Source organism: Streptomyces sp. NPDC002181, from assembly GCF_042890485.1.
In the GTDB taxonomy this organism is placed as follows: domain Bacteria; phylum Actinomycetota; class Actinomycetes; order Streptomycetales; family Streptomycetaceae; genus Streptomyces.
The window spans coordinates 361709-378943 of sequence record NZ_JBIASC010000003.1; the positions used below are offsets into that span (position 1 = coordinate 361709).

12 protein-coding genes are annotated in these 17235 nt (G+C 75.3%); 3 read left to right on the top strand and 9 right to left on the bottom strand.

From position 1 onward, the window contains the following. Nucleotide 1 precedes the first annotated feature (1 nt). From ACFYXV_RS11030 to ACFYXV_RS11070, 9 genes are all read right to left on the bottom strand, one after another. Nucleotides 2-940 carry an NADP-dependent oxidoreductase gene (locus tag ACFYXV_RS11030; protein WP_389382681.1) on the bottom strand — a complete coding sequence of 313 codons (939 nt, stop codon included), beginning with the start codon at nt 938-940 and terminating at the stop codon, nt 2-4. A 37-nt stretch (nt 941-977) separates the two neighbouring features. After that, nucleotides 978-2030 carry a zinc-dependent alcohol dehydrogenase family protein gene (locus tag ACFYXV_RS11035; RefSeq protein WP_389382682.1) on the bottom strand — a complete coding sequence of 351 codons (1053 nt, stop codon included), beginning with the start codon at nt 2028-2030 and terminating at the stop codon, nt 978-980. 53 nt (nt 2031-2083) lie between these two features. Next, entirely contained in the window at nt 2084-2938 is an 855-nt protein-coding gene (locus ACFYXV_RS11040; RefSeq protein WP_385470635.1) for a DMT family transporter, read from the bottom strand. Between the two features lie 153 nt (nt 2939-3091). Next, on the bottom strand, nt 3092-3895 hold the full coding sequence (locus ACFYXV_RS11045; RefSeq protein ID WP_389382683.1) for a RimK family alpha-L-glutamate ligase: 804 nt from the start codon (nt 3893-3895) through the stop codon (nt 3092-3094). Then, the gene (locus ACFYXV_RS11050; protein ID WP_389382684.1) at nt 3892-4857 is read right to left on the bottom strand and encodes a RimK family alpha-L-glutamate ligase; all 966 of its coding nucleotides are present in this window, start codon (nt 4855-4857) and stop codon (nt 3892-3894) included. Before ACFYXV_RS11050 ends, ACFYXV_RS11045 begins: the two co-directional genes overlap by 4 nt. Nucleotides 4858-4998: 141 nt before the next feature. Next, nucleotides 4999-8370 carry a hypothetical protein gene (locus tag ACFYXV_RS11055; RefSeq protein ID WP_389382685.1) on the bottom strand — a complete coding sequence of 1124 codons (3372 nt, stop codon included), beginning with the start codon at nt 8368-8370 and terminating at the stop codon, nt 4999-5001. Nucleotides 8371-8515: 145 nt separating this feature from the next. Continuing rightward, nucleotides 8516-9247, bottom strand: coding sequence for a zf-HC2 domain-containing protein (locus ACFYXV_RS11060; RefSeq protein WP_385470627.1), 732 nt, complete (start codon nt 9245-9247; stop codon nt 8516-8518). After that, the gene (locus ACFYXV_RS11065; protein ID WP_389382686.1) at nt 9244-9849 is read right to left on the bottom strand and encodes a sigma-70 family RNA polymerase sigma factor; all 606 of its coding nucleotides are present in this window, start codon (nt 9847-9849) and stop codon (nt 9244-9246) included. Before ACFYXV_RS11065 ends, ACFYXV_RS11060 begins: the two co-directional genes overlap by 4 nt. Before the next feature lie 134 nt (nt 9850-9983). After that, on the bottom strand, nt 9984-10976 hold the full coding sequence (locus tag ACFYXV_RS11070) for a DUF1996 domain-containing protein (RefSeq protein ID WP_389382687.1): 993 nt from the start codon (nt 10974-10976) through the stop codon (nt 9984-9986). A gap of 147 nt (nt 10977-11123) precedes the next feature. On the opposite strand from ACFYXV_RS11070, the gene ACFYXV_RS11075 reads away from it, so the two are divergent. The 3 genes from ACFYXV_RS11075 to ACFYXV_RS11085 all read left to right on the top strand — a co-directional run bounded on the left by ACFYXV_RS11075 (nt 11124) and on the right by ACFYXV_RS11085 (nt 17202). Then, nucleotides 11124-11858, top strand: coding sequence for a DUF1838 family protein (locus tag ACFYXV_RS11075; RefSeq protein ID WP_385470623.1), 735 nt, complete (start codon nt 11124-11126; stop codon nt 11856-11858). 560 nt (nt 11859-12418) lie between these two features. Continuing rightward, nucleotides 12419-14203 carry a S8 family serine peptidase gene (locus tag ACFYXV_RS11080; protein ID WP_385477295.1) on the top strand — a complete coding sequence of 595 codons (1785 nt, stop codon included), beginning with the start codon at nt 12419-12421 and terminating at the stop codon, nt 14201-14203. A gap of 224 nt (nt 14204-14427) precedes the next feature. After that, a complete protein-coding gene (locus tag ACFYXV_RS11085) occupies nt 14428-17202 on the top strand; it encodes an AAA family ATPase (protein ID WP_389382688.1) in 2775 nt (924 codons plus the stop codon). The last annotated feature ends 33 nt before the right edge of the window (nt 17203-17235 follow it).

Consider the following 17235-nt stretch of genomic DNA (forward strand, 5'->3'; position numbering starts at 1 on the left):
TCTAGGGAACGAGGACGATCTTGCCCTGGACCCGGCCGGTCTCGCTGAGGTCGTGGGCCTTCGCGGCCTCGGCGAGCGGGAACGTCCCGGCGATCGTGGGGCGTACGCCGTAGGTGTCGACCAGTTCGGCGAAGGCGGTCAGCACGGCGGGGGTGGGCTCCAGGAAGAACTCCACGAACCGCACGCCGAGTTCTGCGGCGCGGGCCGTCACCTCGGTGCGGTCCACGCCGACGCCGACGACGTCGACGAGGATGCCGCCCGGCTTGAGGGCGGGCAGGGTGCGCGGGCCGTAGTCGTTGCTGACGGTGTCCAGTGCGGCGTCGATGCCGCGCAGGGCAGAGAAGTCCTCCGCCGTGTAGTCGATCAGCTCGTCGGCCCCGAGTCCGCGCAGGTAGTCGTGCTTGGCGGCGCGGGCCGTGCCGATGACGTACGCGCCCCGCGCCTTGGCGATCTGCACGCCGAGGTGGCCGACCCCGCCGGCCGCACCGTGGATCAGCACCCGCTGGCCCGGCCGTACGTCGGAGAGGGTGACCAGGGCCTGGTAGGCGGTGAAGCCGGAGATCGGCAGGGCCGCGGCGCCGATGTGGTCGAGGGTGCGCGGCTTGGGGGCGATCCGGTCCTCGGTGACCACGACGTGCTCGGCGTGGCTGCCGTACGGCGGGATCGTCCAGCCGTAGACCTCCTCGCCCACCGCGAAGCGGGTCGCGCCCTCGCCCGCGCCCTCCACCGTGCCGCTGAACTCGTGTCCCAGCACGAACGGGGGCGGGCCGAAGAAGTCCACCTTGCCGGTGCGGACCTTCCAGTCCGCGGGGTTCATGCCGGTGGCCCGTACCCGGACCAGGACCTCACCGGGGCCCGGTGAAGGCAGGGGTATCTCGGCCGGCTCCAGCACCTCGGAGCCGCCGAGGGACTGCTGTGTGATCACCCGTGTCGTCGTCATGCGGATGATTCTGGTCTTGATGATCATGGAAGGGAAGTCAGATCTGCGCGGACGCCCCCGGGAGGATGACCGTGACGCCGCGGGTGGGCGCCGTGTCCATCGCGGCCAGGGCCGCGGGGGCCGCTTCCAGGGGGATCGTCGAAGTGACCAGCCGGTCGGGCCGCAGGGCGCCGGAGCGGACCAGCTCCATCATCGGCGGGTACGCGTGCGCGGCCATGCCGTGGCTGCCGAGGACCTCCAACTCCCAGCCGATCACGCGCTCCATCGGCAGGACCGTTTCCCCCGCAGCCGCCGGCAGCAGCCCCACCTGCACGTGCCGCCCCCGCCGCCGCAGTCCCGCGACCGAGGCGGCCGCGGTCGCCGGCGAACCCAGCGCGTCGAGCGAGAGGTGCGCGCCGCCGCCCGTCAGCTCCCGCACGGCCTCGGCCGTACCGCCCGCCCGCGCGTCCACGCAGTGCGCCGCCCCGAACTCCCGCGCCAGCTCCAGCGCTCCCGGCGCCGTGTCCACCGCGACCACCCGCGCCCCGGCCGCCACCGCGACCATCACCGCCGACAGGCCCACCCCGCCGCACCCGTGCACGGCGACCCACTCGCCCGGCGCCACCCGCCCCCGCTGCGCCACGGCCCGGAACGCCGTCGCGAAGCGGCAGCCGAGGGCGGCGGCCGTCGCGTACGAGAGCTCCTCCGGCACCGCCACGAGGTTGACGTCGGCGTGCTCCAGGGCCACGTACCGCGCGAACGAGCCCCAGTGCGTGAAGCCGGGCTGCGTCTGACGCGCGCACACCTGCTGCTCGCCGGCCGCGCAGTCCGCGCAGCTCCCGCAGGCGCACACGAAGGGAACGGTGACCCGGTCCCCGGGCCGCCAGCCCACCACCAGCGAGCCCACCGCCTCCACCACACCGGCGAGTTCGTGCCCGGGCACGTGCGGCAGCACGATGTCCGGATCGTGCCCCATCCACCCGTGCCAGTCGCTGCGGCACAAGCCCGTCGCCTCGACGCGCACCACGACCCCGCCCGGGGACGGGCTCGGATCGGGCACCTCGCGGACCTCGGCCGGCCGCCCGTACCGCTCGAACACCACCGCGCGCACGGAACCCGCCCTCCACTCGACTGCCCGCACGCTACCCCGGGAGCGGCGCCGCGTCAGGGGGCACCCGTACCCGCCCGCGCCAGGGCCACGACCCCCACGCAGACCAGCGCCACGCCGACCAGCTGGGGCAGCACCCACCAGCCCGACCGCAGGTGCTCCTCGTACAGCACCACGCCGAGCGCCACGCTGACGCTCGCGTCGCCCAGTGTCAGTGCGGGCTGCGAGGCGACCAGCGGCCCGCCCTGCATGGCGTGTTCGAGCAGCAGCAGGGCGCAGATGCCGGTCGCCCCGAACGCGTACGTCTGCCAAGCGGTCAGGAACCCGACGATGCCGTGCTCGGTCAGCACGAACACGGAGTGCTTCATCAGGGCGGCCGTGATGGCGTAGCAGACGGCGGTGGCCGCGCCGAGACAGCCCGCCCGGGCGCGCCCCGGCGGGCGGCGCAGTCCGGCCACGGCCAGCGCCGCCACGACGACCGCGCACGCCACGAGGGCCGGGATCCACCGGTCGGCCGGCACGTGCGTCCGGTTCCCGGTGGGGGAGGCCGCGGCCATGGCCACTCCCAGCCCGGCCACGACCCCCGCCACGGCCAGCCACAGCGCACCCGGCAGCCGCTGCCGCGTCAGCAGCGAGGCGATCAGCAGCGCGAGCGGCAGCTCCAGCACGAACAGCGGCTGTACGAGGACCAGCGCGCCCGTGGCCAGCGCCGCGGCCTGTCCCACGCCGGCGGCGATCACCGCCAGGATCCCCGCGATCCACACGGGCCGCCTCAGCAGGTCGAGGACCAGTCCGAAGCGGAAGCCCTCGCTCTGCGGCACGGTGAGTGCGGCCCGGCGCTGGAGCACGGTGGCCAGCGCGTTGCTGAGCGCCGCGAACAGCGCGAAGAGGACCGGCAGTACGACGCCCATCCGCCGATCCTCACGGCGCCCGCCGCGGCCCCGGCCCGCCGACACGCCCCGCGGCGCGGATTCCCCCTGTCCGGTCCCCGGACGAAGCGATCACCGATCACCGATCACCGATCACCGATCACCGATCACCGATCACCGATCACCGATCAGCGATCAGCGCGCGGCCCCGGCCCGGTCCAGGGCCAGTGCCGCCAGGGCCTCCGGGGCGCCGGCCTGGCCCCTGATCCCGGGGAAGGCGTTGACGTCCACGATGAGCGGGGCGCCGTCACCCGTGTCGATGAGGTCCACCCCGTACACGTCGAGCGAGAACACCTCGCCGGTGCGGCGGACCAGGTCCGCCCAGCCGGGCGGCAGTTCGCCCGGGGCGAGCGGCCGCGTCGGGCCCCGGCCCTCCGGCGCGAGTTCCGAGCGGCGCAGGGCGGCGAAGACCCGGTCCCCGATCGCCCACAGCTTGTGGTCCCAGCCGTTGTTCGGCGCGAATTCCTGGACCACGACGGGCTCCTGCGGCCAGGCCCGCGCGAGTTCGCGCAGCCGGACCGCGTCGTCGACCCGGGCCACCAGGTCGGCCCGGCGGCTGTGCCGGCTCTTGACCACCAGCGGCGAGCCCCCGAACGGCGCGCCGGCGGCCCAGTCCGCGAGCGAGCCGTACGTACGGGTGCCCGCGAACGGCAGCCCGGCGCCCAGGGCCAGCTCCGCCATCCGGGTGCGGTCCTGGCAGAGCGCGGTGGCCGCCGCCGAGTTCAGCACCGGGGCCCCGCGCCGCTCCAGCTCGCGCGCGAGGTCGAGCGCCGCCGGCGTCCGTGCCTTCAGCAGGTACACGTCGGCCAGGCCGCCGGAGGCCGCGGGCGCCGTACCCGGATCCAGGGACTCCACCCGGTGCCCCTCGGCTTCGAGCAGCGCGGTCGCGGCGGCCAGCAGCGGATGGCCGGGCTCGGGCGTGAGCAGGCAGATCCTCACAGCGCGCCCTCGCCGGCCCGAGCGGAAGCCGGCGCCACGGAGGCCTGCGACACGGAAGCCGGGGCCACGGAAGCCGGCGGCGCGGAAGCCTGCGCCGGGATCGGCAGCGGAAGTCCGTGAGCCGGCGGACGGCAGACGGAGGCGGCCTGGCTGCCCGTCCGGGCCAGCCCCAGTACCGCCCGGCCCACCCGGGCGGCCGCATCCGGGACCTGACGGAAGCTGGGGAAGTCGTTCACGTCCACCACCACCGGCCCGTCCGGACCCAGCAGCACGTCCACCCCGTACAGGTCGAGCCCGTAGACCGCCCCCACCTGCGCGGCGATCGCGGCCACCTCGGCCGACAGCGGAACCCGCCGCTCCCGCACCGCCGGATCCGGGTGCAGGGGAGAACAGCGCTCGGTGGCGAACAGCTCCCCGCCGACCGCGTACACCTTGATGTCGGTCCCCGAGTTGGCCACGTACGGCTGGGCGATGAGCATGTGCTCGCCCGCCAGCTCCGGGAGCAGCGCTTCGAGCTCCCCGGGCGAGGACACCAGGTGCACGCCCCGGCCGGAGCTGCCGTCGGCGGGCTTGACGACGAGCGGGTACTGCGCCGCCGGTATCTCCCGCAGCAGGTCCGGCCGCGCCACGGCGTACGTCGGCGGCATCGGGAGCCCCCGGGTCCGGCCGATGGCGGCGGCCAGCGCCTTGTCCCGTACGCCCCGGATCGAGCGGGCGTCGTTGACGGTGGTCATGCCGGCCGCGGCGGCGGCTTCGAGCAGGGTCAGCCCGGGCCCGCCCGACACGGTCTTGAGTACCCAGGCGTCGTGCGCGCCCGAGCCCATGACCTCGTCCATGCGCAGCAGCGAGCCGCCCGGCCGCACCACGTCCACCTGGTGTCCCCAGGCGGTCAGCTGCCGGATCACCTCGTTCGGCATGCCGTCGTGGCGGTAGTGCTCCTCCACCAGGAAGCAGAGCCTCATCGACCTTCCCCATATTCCCCGGACGTCCGCCGATCCCGTCCGGCGAGTTGTGACGTCACAGGATGTCATGGAGCGCAATGTGATGATCAGTCCGGATGGTGACGGGATCAGTGACACGGTCCACCGGACCGCCGCCGCCCGTCACTCCTGGTGCGTGAACACCACCAGCGCCGCCTCCCGGACCTCCTGATCCGCGTGCCGCCTCAGCCCCCGCAGCACCTCACGCCACTGGGGCGCCCAGTCGGAGCGCCGGCCCATCGCCGAGGCGAGCGCGACGGCGAACAGCCCCGGAACCGGGGCCCCGTCCTCCGCGAGTCCGCGTACGGCCTCCAGCACCACGGCCGGATCCCCGACCCGGTCGCCGTACCAGTTCCCATCACGCAGCGCGTTGGCCGTCGACGCCGCCGCTCCGGGCCGGCCCGCATGGGCCTCGACCAGGGCGTCCAGCGCCGCACGCAGCTCCGGCAGCCCCGCGCGCAGGTCCACCGATCGCCGCAGCAGCGCCACGCGGACCGTGGCCAGGGCCGGTTCACCCGCGAGCTGGCGCACCAGGGCCGTACGCAGCCCGTCGTGCTCCTCCGCGACGTTCAGGCACAGGAAACGGAGGCGCTGGAGCGCCGGCAGGTCCCGCTCGGCCCCGGCCTCCGGGTCGTCGCCGGAGCGTACGACGTCCAACAGCTCGGCCACGGCGCGGTGGAACGCGCTCCCGGGCCCACCGCCGCCCACGGGGTGCGGCAGCCCCGAGCCGGCGATCTTCTCCAGAGCCGTCACCGCGCCCTTCCAGTTCGGGTTCGGGGCCAGGTCGCAGACGGCCCGGCGCACGGGGTCCGCCGCCTCGGGCGCGTACGCGACCCATTGCGGCAGCGCCGCGATCGCCTGCGCGGCCACGGAGGGGTGCGCGGAGGCGGCCAGGAGCGCCACCAGCCGGGCGTAGCGCGGCCGGTGGCGCTGCGCCACCCACAGCGTCGGGGTCTGGGCGATCACCGCCCCCGCCTCGCGCGTTCCGCCCGCCGCGGCCTTCTCCAGCAGGGGCCAGACCTCTCCGGCCGACAAGAGCCCGACCGCGAGGCCCACCGCCGCGGTCACCACATCGGGGTGGCTGTCCTCGTCGGCCGTGATGCGCGCCAGCAGTGCCGCGGCCTGCCGGGGCGGCAGGAAGCGCACGGTCAGCCGGACCGCCTCCTTGCGGCTGGTCACCTTCACCCCCGCGGTGCGGCCCAGCAGCCCCTCCAGCAGCTCGGCGAGGCGCGTCGGCGCCGCAGCGGCCGCGGCCCGCCCCGCCGCGTACACCGCGACGCGGGCACGGTCGTCGCCCGCGTGCGCGAGCAGTTCGGGCAGGACCGCCGCCGGCTCGACGGTCCGGGCCGCGGCGGCCAGCGCCGTCTCCGCGAGCAGCGTGTCCGCCGAGCCCGCGTGCCGCCGTACGAGCTCCAGCCCGTGGTCGGGGATCAGCGCCGCGGCCCGCAGGACGTCCGAACGCTGGTACGCCGTCCGCGACTCGTCGGCAACCGCGACCTCCGCGAGCCAGGCCGCCTCCTCCTGCTGGCGCGGCACCCACGTGGACGCCCGGTCGAACCGGGGCAGCGGCCGTACGGAGCCCTCGCGCAGGAAGCGGCCGTACGGCGGGCGCGCGGCGAGCACGCGGTCCAGCAGATCGGTGCGGTGCGCCGACAACACCTCCAGTACGGGCGCCAGCGCGGCCGCAGAGGGCTCCTGCTCCAGCAGGGCGGCCACACGCTCGCCGCGCGTTGCCGAGTCGGCCAGCCAGACCCGTGCGAACTGGGGGAACAGCGAGTCGGAGCAGCGCGTGCGGGCTTCGTCGAGCATCCGCTGGAGCTCCGGCAGACGGCGGCCGCGCTCGCCCAGGTAGGCGGCGAACGAGACCAGCGGCCCGTACTCGCCCTTGGCCGCGCGGACGCGGAGCCAGGGCAGCACCGCTTCGAAGACCTGCCGTTCCCGGCCGCGGGGGAGCCTCGCACCGCAGCCCCCGCGCACCAGACGGCCCGTGCGCACGACGAGGTTGTGGAGGGTGCGCAGCGCCCAGTCGAGCTGTGCGGGAGAGGGATCCGGGCTCTCCAGTACCGCGAACACCAGGCGCTCCAGGACGGAACGGGTCTCGACCGAGCAGTCGCGGGCCTCCACGGCGTCCAGGGCGATCCGTTCCACGGAGGCGACCGAGGCCTCGGCGGCCAGCAGCGGCAGCGGCACCCCGGCCAGCGCCGTCAGCGCGGCGGCGCGCACCGGGTCGCGGTCGTTGCGCAGCCGCTGCGCCATCAGCGCGAGCACCTCGCCCAGGGCTTCGGCGTCGCGCGCGCGGACCGCGTTCTCGACGAGCCGCGGCCATGCGCTCCGGCGGGCCTCGGCGTCGGAGCGCCGCGTCGCGGCGAGGAGTTCGGAGCGGGCCTCGGCGACCGGAAGGTGCGCGACCAGTTCCAGGAGCCGCTCCTGCGGCCACCCCTTGCGGCGGGCGCGGTCCGCTTCGCGCCGCGCCTCGGCCTCGCGGCGCTCGCGCGGGAGCACGGCCAGTACGGAGTCGCTGACCGTCCCGCCGGGAGCGGGGGTGTGCGCGACGGCGGTGTCGTGGAACTCCTCGCGGCGGCCCGGGGGCAGCGCCTTCAACAGCGCGGCCAGGTACGCGGGACGCTCCGCCCAGCGGCGGCCGAGGGCGGGCAGGGACGGCGGACCGGCCTGGACGAGCTGTCGCAGCCGGGAGCGCGGAAGGAAGTACTCCTGGTACCCGCCCGCCCGCTCGGGCGCCGTCAGCCAGCGTACGAACCGCTCCGCGTCCGCGGTGATGAGGTGGCGGACCCCGCCCTCCAGGGGCCCGGGCAGCCGGCCCGGCCCGTACTGCTCCAGCAGGCCGAGCACACGCTCGGGTGCGGCGGGCAGGGCCGCGGCCACGGCCGGCGCCCGGCGGTGCCACCAGCCGGCGCGCAGGTTCTCCGGCAGCTCCGCCAGTTCGGCCGCGGCCTGGTCCAGTACCGGGCCGGGATGCCGGCGGCCCAGCCGCACCCAGTGCGTGACGGCGTCGGCCAGCTCGGGCAGCAGGGCGCTGACGAACTCCGGCCCGCAGGCCGGGAGCAGGAAGGAGGCCTCTCCGTCGCCCCATTCGGCCCTCAGGACGGGCGTCAGCCGCTCCGCCAGCGCCCGCCGCGAACCGCGGACCACGGCCAGCGACAGTTCCCGGCGGACCACGGCGGAGGCGTCCTCGTACGCCGCCTCGATCGCCCCGTCCGGCACGGGCAGGGTACGGACGGCCCGGTGGGCGAGGGACCGCACGACCGGGTCCGGGTCGGCCAGCCGCTGCGCCAGGTACCCGCTCTGCCTCCCCGCGAGGGCCGCGAGCGCGGCCATCCGCCGCTCGTGGCGGCCCCGTCCGGCCAGCTCGTCCAGCAGGCTCCCCAGTTCGCCGGTGCGGGCGAGGTCGCGGGCGGTGGTGGCGAGCAGCCGCAGCCGGTCGGCGTGTGGGAGCGGATCGAGTTCGGCGAGCAGGTGTTCGACAGGCTGTGGCATGGAGCCAGTGTGCCCACCGGGGCTGACGAGGGAAAACGGGTTTCCCGGCGGTCCCGTGCGCACGCCGGGCCCGGGCGGGCGCACGCCGGGCCCGGGCGGCCCCCGTACGGCCGCCCGGGCCCGGCGTCCGCCGCGGCGCCCCGCCCTACACCGGCATGGGCACCGACACGAACCGCGTGCCCGACTCGTTCTCGACCACGACCTCCTTGACGTTGGCCGGGTCCACCGCCGCCGAGCCGTCCAGCGACGCGCCCTTGCCCTCGCCGTTCTGGCTGCCGACGACCCAGCTGCCGGCGGTGGTGCGCTTGCCGTCCTTCCCGACCACGACCAGCAGGCAGCGCTCGCCCGGCGGGATCCCCGCCACGGCCGCGTGCACCCGCACCCACTTGGCCGCGGGCGTGACCTGCACGGTCATCCGCGCGTTCGTGCGCGCGTCGGTGGCCGACGCCACCTTCGTACCCGCCGGCGGCGGCGAAGGCTGCGCCGAGACCGAGGGCGAGGGCGGCGGTGGCAGGGCCACCTGCCCGCCGTCCGCCGATCCCAGCTGCGCGCCGGCCCAGAACACCGCGGCCAGCGAGGCCGCCGCCGCCAGTCCGGCGACACCCCATCGCCGGCGCCGATCGCCCGCCGCCTCGCCCCGCACCTGCCGCAGCGTGCGCTGGAGCAGCAGATCACCGCCCTGCGGCGGTCCGTCGAGGAAGGCCTCCGCGGGCACCTCGCCCAACGCCGCTTCCATCTCGCGCAACGCGGTCACCTCCTCACGGCATTGCACGCAGCCGCTCATGTGCTCCTCGACCCATCGGAGCTCCTCCCCGTCCAGGACGCCGAGAACGTACGGGCCGAGCAGTTCCTCCTCCTCGTGCCGCTGCCGGTTCATGCCACCACCTCTCGCAGTCCGGCGCCCTGCCGGGGCGGCCTGCCCATTCGTCTGCCCGCTCGGCCCTCCGTGGTCCCGCCTTGGCGGAACACCTCGCGCAGTGCCTTGAGCGCGTAATGCGCCCGTGATTTGACCGTGCCCGCCGGGATGCCGAGGCTGTCGGCCGCCTCGGCCACGCTCAGCTGGCGGTAGTACAGCTCCTTCAACACGTCCCGGTGCTCCGGGGACAACTGGTCGAGGGCCCCCAGCACGGTCATCGTGTCCACGATGGAGTCCGCGTGGTCCTGCTCCACCGGGGGAGCGGCCACCTCCCCGGAAACCTCCGCGGGGCGCGCCGCCTTGGCCCGGTAGCGGTCGGTGACTATGTTGCGGGCCACCGTCAGCAGCCAGCCGCGCACCGATCCCTTCCCGTTGAGCAGGATCTCGGAATGCCGCCAGGCGCGGATGAGCGTTTCCTGGACGACGTCCTCGGCAGCGGCCCGGTCCCCGGTCAGCCGGGTGGCGTACGCGAGCAGGGCGTGGCCGTGCTCCTCGTACACCGACCTGATCAGTGCCTCATCGGTCGAGCCCCGCCGTGTACGGGGCCACAGTGGTCCGGCCATCTCACCCTCTCCGTCTTCCTCGCCCATCTGGTGCGGTCAGAACACGCGGCCCGGCGGGAGACGGTTCATGTGACCCCGGTCACTCCGCAGAGATCGTCGTGCTCTCAAGTGCTCTCAGGCGCCTTCAGACCCCTTCAGGTGCGGCAGGCGCGTCCCTCGTTGAGGCAGCCGACGACGGCGGCCATCTGCGCGTCCGTCATGGCGTCCACGAACATCGCGTGGTCCGTCTTCGGGCTGTGCCGCTGCTCGGGGAAGGAGTCGACGGCGACCGGCACCCCCGGCGGCACGTCGTACGCGAGGGAGACCCGCAGCTGGGGCACGGCGAACATGCCCTGGGGGCAGACGCCGTTGGCCGCGGGGAAGGCCAGGTGCGAGCGGTGGCCCGGGCTCTCGGTGTCCAGTCCGTTCCAGCAGCCGGGGAAGACGAGCGTACGGGTGAGCCGCTCGCCCGCGGGGCAGCGCGGATAGCGGGTGGTGAACCGGTCCGGGGAGCCGGAACAGCCCCAGCGGGCGCGGACGTCGGCGTCGCTCCCCGCGGTGGCCGCGACGGCGTCGCCGGTCATCGCCCGCAGGAAGCGCGGCATCGGCACCACCTTGCCCACCGGGCTGCCGCGGAACTCGACGGAGACCGCCGCCTCGGGCAGGATCTCGCCCGTGTTGCCGTGCCCGGCCGAGTTCTCGTGCGCGTTGCCGCCCGCCCGGTCCGTCCGGCGCAGGACCGGCCAGTAGTACGCGGAGCGGTCGCCGCCGCGGCAACTGGTCGCGGCGGCGGCCAGGGAGGCGTCGGTCGACATCGCGTCCGTGGACAGGTTCCCCACGTAGGCGTGGGTGTGGTGGGCGCCGGAGCGCAGGCCCGGAGACACCACCAGGTTGTCCTCGTTGTAGTGGTGCTCCTCGTTGCGCCCGCAGTCCACCGTCACGGTGCCCGTGGAGGCGTCGGGTCCGGGCACCGGATCGCCGGGGCCGGGCGGTACATCCCGTATGTCCACGTAGTCCCGGGAATTCATCCCGGAATGCGAGGTCCCGTCGGGGCCCGCCACCCGTGCGGCGCCCAGCACCGCGGCCGTCAGCCCGATGCCCAGCACCAGGCAGACGAGCAGTGTGAGCAGTCGGCGTTCGTTCCCCATGCGGGTCACGGTTGCGGGTGCGCGCCGCAGCGTCAACCTGGCGTCCCGCATGCCGGTCCGCAGGCCGGTCCGCACACCGGCCGCAGCCCTCCGCCGGGCGGCCCGCGCGCTTGCCGTGCCGTCGGCGGACCGCGCACAGTGACCGGCATGACACCCGCAGAGCTCCTGCACGCGTTCGCCCGCACCCGCGCCTCCCTCGACGGCGCCGAGGTGACCTTCTGGTGGTCCGGGGACATCTACTCCTGGGCCCCGGACCAGCCCTACCGGCGCCTGTTCGGCTTCGAGGGCCTCAACGTCGCCCGTCTCGTCGGGGACGCGGACACCGGCGGCTTCCAACTGCTCACCAGGGAGGCCGCGTTCTACCTGGATCCGCAGACCCGGGAGATCCTGGAGACCTGGGAGGACAAGCCGGTCATCCACGTCTGGAACGATCCGGCCAATCTGCGCCTGCGGCCCTTCCCGGTCCCGCTGACGGACCTCGGCGACCAGGTCTGCTTCAGCCTGGAGATCCCGATCGCCTATCCCTCGCCGCTGCCGGTCGCCGAGTATCCGCTGAACTCGGCCGACGACACGTACCGTGCCCTGGAGCTCTTCCAGTTCTTCGCGCCGGCCGAGGTGCTCACCACGGACGAGCCGAGCGTCCCGAGCACCATGTCCTGGACGCGGATGTCCCCGTGGCTGCCGTGGATGGAGCAGGGCCGGCGCCAGGGCGGCCTCACGTTCCACTGCCGGGGCCGCAAGACGGGCTCGTACGCCGAGGTCCCGGAGCGCACCCGCGCGTACATCGCGGCCCGCCACCCGGAGTACGCCCACGCCCCGGAGAAGTGGACCGAACCCAACGAGACGAGCTGGACCTACTTCCGCACCCACGGCCGCCCCTGACCTGCCACCGCGGCCCCCGCACGCCCCCCGGGGCCCGGTTCGGGGGCCGCGCGGGGCCCGGTTCGGGGGGTTCGTCCGGGGTTGACCCGCGGGGGCGGGCGGGGGGAGTTCGGCGCGGGAAGCGGGGTGCCGGACACCGGGGGCCCTGGGGGTCGGGAACGCAGGGGCGGGGAGGTAGGGTCCGGGGGAGGTGTAGGGGGGCGGCAGGGGTGCGGACAAGGGTTTTCCCTGTATCGGGTTCATCCTCGCGTTGCCTACTGTCTGCCCACCGGCGATCTCTCCCGCCCCGAACGGACCCCGCGCCAACCCCACATGGTGTGAAGCCGTCCGGACGGGTGGATCGCCCGCACCGCCGTTGCCCCAGCCCCGCCGAAGCGGCCGGGACAACGCGGCGAGCAGCGGTGGCCGGGACGGGAATGACCGACCCGTTTCCGGCCCCGTAGTCGCCGGTTCACCTCCCACACTGCTCGACCGCCCGCTCCGGCCTGCCCGGAACCGGGCCCGCGAAAGGGAACACAGTGCACGCAACGAGACGAAGCAGGCTCATATCCGTGGTGGCGATGTCCGTCACCCTGCTCGCCGGCTCCGCCACCGCTTCCGTCGCCCTGGCCGGTTCGGAGCCCGCTCCGGCCCCGGCCGCCGCCTCCACCCTGCCGGCCGCGGGGGCGCCGGCCGCTCCGGACGCCGCTCCGGTGCAGAACCTGATCGTCGGCTACAAGTCCTCGGCCACCGAGGCCAGCTCCAACAAGGCCGCCGCCGACGACGCGACCGCCAAGGGCAAGAAGGCCGGCAAGAAGGCGAAGTTCGACCGCCGCCTCGGCACCGGTGCCGCCCTCGTCAACCTGGGCGGAGCCGTCGCCCCGGCCGCCGCGGCCGACGTGATGGCCCAGTTCCGTGCCGACCCGGACGTCGCGTACGTCGAGGTGGACTCCCGCGCCTACGCGATGGCCACCCCGAACGACACCGAGTACACCAAGCAGTGGGACCTCTTCGAGCCCACCGGTGGCATGAACGTTCCTGCCGCCTGGGACAAGACCACCGGCTCGGGCGTCACCGTCGCCGTGATCGACACCGGCTACGTGGCCCACTCGGACGTGGCCTCGAACATCGTCGCCGGCTACGACTTCATCTCCGACGCCACCGGGGCCCGTGACGGCAACGGCCGTGACAACAACCCCGCCGACGCGGGCGACTGGAGCGCGGCCGGCGAGTGCGGCACCGGCTCCCCGGCCAGCGGCTCCTCCTGGCACGGCACCCACGTGGCGGGCACCATCGCCGCCGCCACCAACAACGCCAAGGGCGTCGCGGGCATCGCGTACAACGCGAAGATCCAGCCCGTCCGCGTGCTCGGCAAGTGCGGCGGCACCACCGCCGACATCGTCGACGCCATCACCTGGGCCTCCGGCGGCACCGTCGCGGGCGTCCCGGCGAACGCCACCCCCGCCAAGGTCATCAACATGAGCCTCGGCGGCTCCGGCGCCTGCACCTCCAGCTACCAGAACGCCATCAACGCGGCCGTCGCCCGCGGCACCACCGTCGTGGTCGCCGCCGGCAACAGCAACGCGGACGCGGCCGGCTTCTCGCCCGCCAGCTGCAACAACGTGGTCTCCGTGGCCGCCACGAACCGCACCGGCGACCGCTCGTTCTACTCGAACTTCGGCAGCCGCGTCGACGTCTCCGCCCCGGGCGGTGAGACCCGCCGCGCCACCGACACGCCCGGCACCGTCACCACCCCGGAGAACGGCATCCTCTCCACGCTGAACAACGGCGCCACCACCCCGGGCTCGGAGATCTACAAGCCCTACCAGGGCACCAGCATGGCCGCCCCGCACATCGCGGGCCTCGCCGCCCTCGTCGTCGCCGCCAAGCCCTCGCTGACCCCGGCGCAGGTCGAGTCGGCCATCAAGGCCAACGCCCGCCCGCTGCCCGGCACCTGCACCGGCGGCTGCGGCACCGGCATCGCCGACGCCGCCGCGACGATCACCGCCGTCACCTCGGCGCCCGCCCCGGGCTTCGAGAACGGTACGAACGTGAACATCCTCGACAACACGACCGTCGAGAGCCCGATCACCGTCAGCGGAGTCGCGGGCAACGCCCCGGCCGCGCTCAAGGTGAACGTGAACATCGTGCACACGTACATCGGTGACCTGAAGGTCGACCTCGTCGCCCCGGACGGCTCCGTCTACAACCTGCACAACCGCGCGGGCGGCGGCACCGCCAACATCAACCAGCAGTACACCGTGAACGCCTCCTCGGAGGTCGCGAACGGCACCTGGAAGCTCCGCGTGAACGACAACGCGGGCGGCGACACCGGCTTCATCGACTCCTGGAGCCTCGGCTTCTGAGGAGCCGAAGGCCGCGCCGGCCGGTAGCACCGACCGGCCGGGCCAGTACGGACCAATGAGCCCGCGGACCTGCCGATACACCTCGTATCGGCAGGTCCGCAGCCGTTTCCCCACAGCTGACTGAATTCTGCGTCACAATCCGGGTCCACCCGGCATCCGACCTCGTATTGTCGCGTCTCACAGGAGATGCACAGAAGTGGGGACGAGAGGCTGGTGGCTGTTGCGTGGTGGCGGCGACGGGGAACGCTGACACGACCGTCGGACACGGTGAACTGATCAGGGAGGTCCAACGCGCGCTGACCGCGCACGGGCGGGCCCTCCTCACCGGACCCGCCGGCGCGGGCAAGACCGAGGTGGCCGGGGCCGTCGCGGCCGCTGCCGCTGCCCGCCACGAGACCGTGCTCCGCCTCGCGCCCGAGGCCGCCGACCAGTGGATACCGGAAGCCTCCGCCGCCGCGCTGCTCGCCTCCGTGCCCGGCGCCGCCCTGGACCGGCTCTCCGGACCCCAGCGCACCGCCATCGCCCTCCTGCGCCGGGAGGCCGACGCGCCCCGCGCCGGCCGCGACCACGTCGCGCTGCGCCTCGCCGTCGTCGAGATCCTGCGCACCCTCGCCGCCCGCACCCCCGTCCTCCTCGTCCTCGACAACGCCCAGTGGCTGGACGCGGAAAGCACCGATCTGCTCCGGTTCGCCCTGCGGCTGACCCCGCCCCGCGTACGGGTCCTCGTGGCCGAGTGCGTCCAGGGCGGCGCCCCCGTCGGCGGCCCCCTCTGCGGCCCCGGCACCCCCGCGATACGGGTCCCCCCGCTCGGCGCCGACGAGGTCGCCGAGCTCCTCGCCCGCCACGGCCTCCCCGCCCGCCTCGCCGGCCGCATCCACCAGGCCAGCGGCGGAAACCCGCGCCTCGCCCTCGCCCTCGGACACTCCCTCGCCGAGGCCGCCGAGGCCCGCGACGCCAGCGCCCACCACGCCGACCCCCTGCCCCTGTCCGGCCAGGCCCGCGAGGTCGCCCGCCGGCTCCTCGCCGAGGCCCCGGCCCCCGCCCGCCGCACCCTGCTGCTGGCCGCCCTCGCGGCCCGGCCGACGACCGCCCTGCTGCGCCGGGCCGGCCGCCCCGACGCCGAGGCCGAACTCGCCGAAGCCGAACGGGCCGCACTGGTCACCGTGGGGGAGGACGGGGCGGTCACGTTCACCGCCGGGGCCCTGCCCATGGCCCTGGCCGCCGACGCCGGCTGGCCCGAGCGCGCGGCCGGACACTCCGCGCTCGCCACCGCGGTCGACGACCCCGTCCAGGCCGTACGCCACCGGGCGCTGGCCGTGGACACCCCCGACGAATGGCTCGCCGCCGAGATCACCGAGGCCGCCGCGGCCTGCCGCAGACGCGGCCAGCGCGCCCTGGCCGCCGAACTCGGCCTGCTCGCGGCCGAACGCACACCGACCAACCGGCCCGGGGACGAACTGGCCCGCCTCGTCGCCGCCGCCGAGGACGCGGGCTGGGCCGGCCGCGCCGACCTCGCCCGCCGGGCCACCCGTGCCGTACTGGCCCGCGACGCCTCGCCCGCCGACCGGGTGCGGGCCCGGCTCGCCGTGATCGACGCCGCGGGACAGGCGCTCGCTGCCCTCGACGAGACCTTCGCGTACGCCATGGACGACGCCGCCGGAGACCCCGCCCTCCAGGCGGCCGTGCAGCTGCGGATCGCCACGAAGTACAACCTCAGCGACGGCGACCCCGTACGCTCCCGCGACGCCGCGGCCGAGGCGGGTGCCCTCGCCGCCCTCGGCGGCGACCAGGTCGCCGAGGCCATGGCCCTGACCGTACGGGCCCGCATGGGCCGCATCCTCGGGGACCCGGACGCCGAGGACATCCTCGCCGAGGCCCTGGCCCTGCCCGCCCCCGAGGTGCCGCTCGGCATGCGCAACGCGCCGCAGTACCTCGCCGTGCGCCACGCCCTGTTCGACGACCGCGTCGACGACGCCCGCCGCCAGCTGCTCGTCCTGCTCCCCGCCGTCCGGCGCACCGGATCCGCCGAGGACGTCTTCGAGGTCCTGCGCAGCCTCACCGAGGTGGAACTGCGCCGCGGCCGGTGCACGTCCGCGTCCGCGCACGCCCGGCGCGCCCTCGAACTCACCATCGAGGCGGGCCTCTCACCGGGCCCCGCCTGGTACGCCTCCGCGATGGCCGAGGCCATGGGCGGCAGCTTCGCCCGCGCCGCCGCGTACGCCCGGCGCGGCATCCAGGCCTCCGAGGAGGAACACGACCAGGTGTTCCTCTCGCGCAGCCTGTACGCGCTCGGCCTGACCGAGCTGGCGACGGGGGAGGCGGCCAGGGCGGTGGCCACCCTGCGCCGCGTCGCCGAACTGGAGGAGGCCCAGCAGGTCGTCGACCCCTCGATCCTGCGCTGGCACGGAGAGCTGGCCGAGGCCCTGGTGGCCGCCGACGCGCCGGACGAGGCCGCCGAACTGCTCGGCGGCGTCCGTACGGTGGCACTCGGGCTCGGCCGCACCGCCGTGGTCGCCGCCCTGGACCGGGCCCGCGGCCTGTGCCTGTCCGCGCACGGCGACGCCGACGCCGCCGTGGACCTGCTGGGGGCCACGGCGCAGCGGTTCGCCGCCCTGGAGCTCCCGCTGGAGCGCGGCCGTACGCTGCTGGCCCTGGCCCGGGTGGAACGGCGCCGGCGCCGGCGCGCCCCGGCCCGCGCCGCGCTGCGGGCCGCCGCCGAGGTGTTCACCGCGGCCGGGGCCAAGCCCTGGGCCGAACTCGCCGCGGAGAACCCGGAGGCGGCCCCCGCCCCGGGCGGCGGCGCGGCCGTGGCCCTGGCGGCGCTGACGGAGGCCGAGACCCGGCTCGCGCTGCTCGTCGCGGAGGGCGCCAGCAACCAGGAGGCCGCCGCGAAGCTGTTCGTCAGCGTCAAGACGGTCGAGGCCCGGCTGACCCGGATCTACCAGAAGATGGACGTGCGCTCCCGGGCCCAGCTGGCCACCACCCTGCGCACCCGCTGAGGGCGCGCGGGGTGCCGGCCGGGCCGGTCGCCG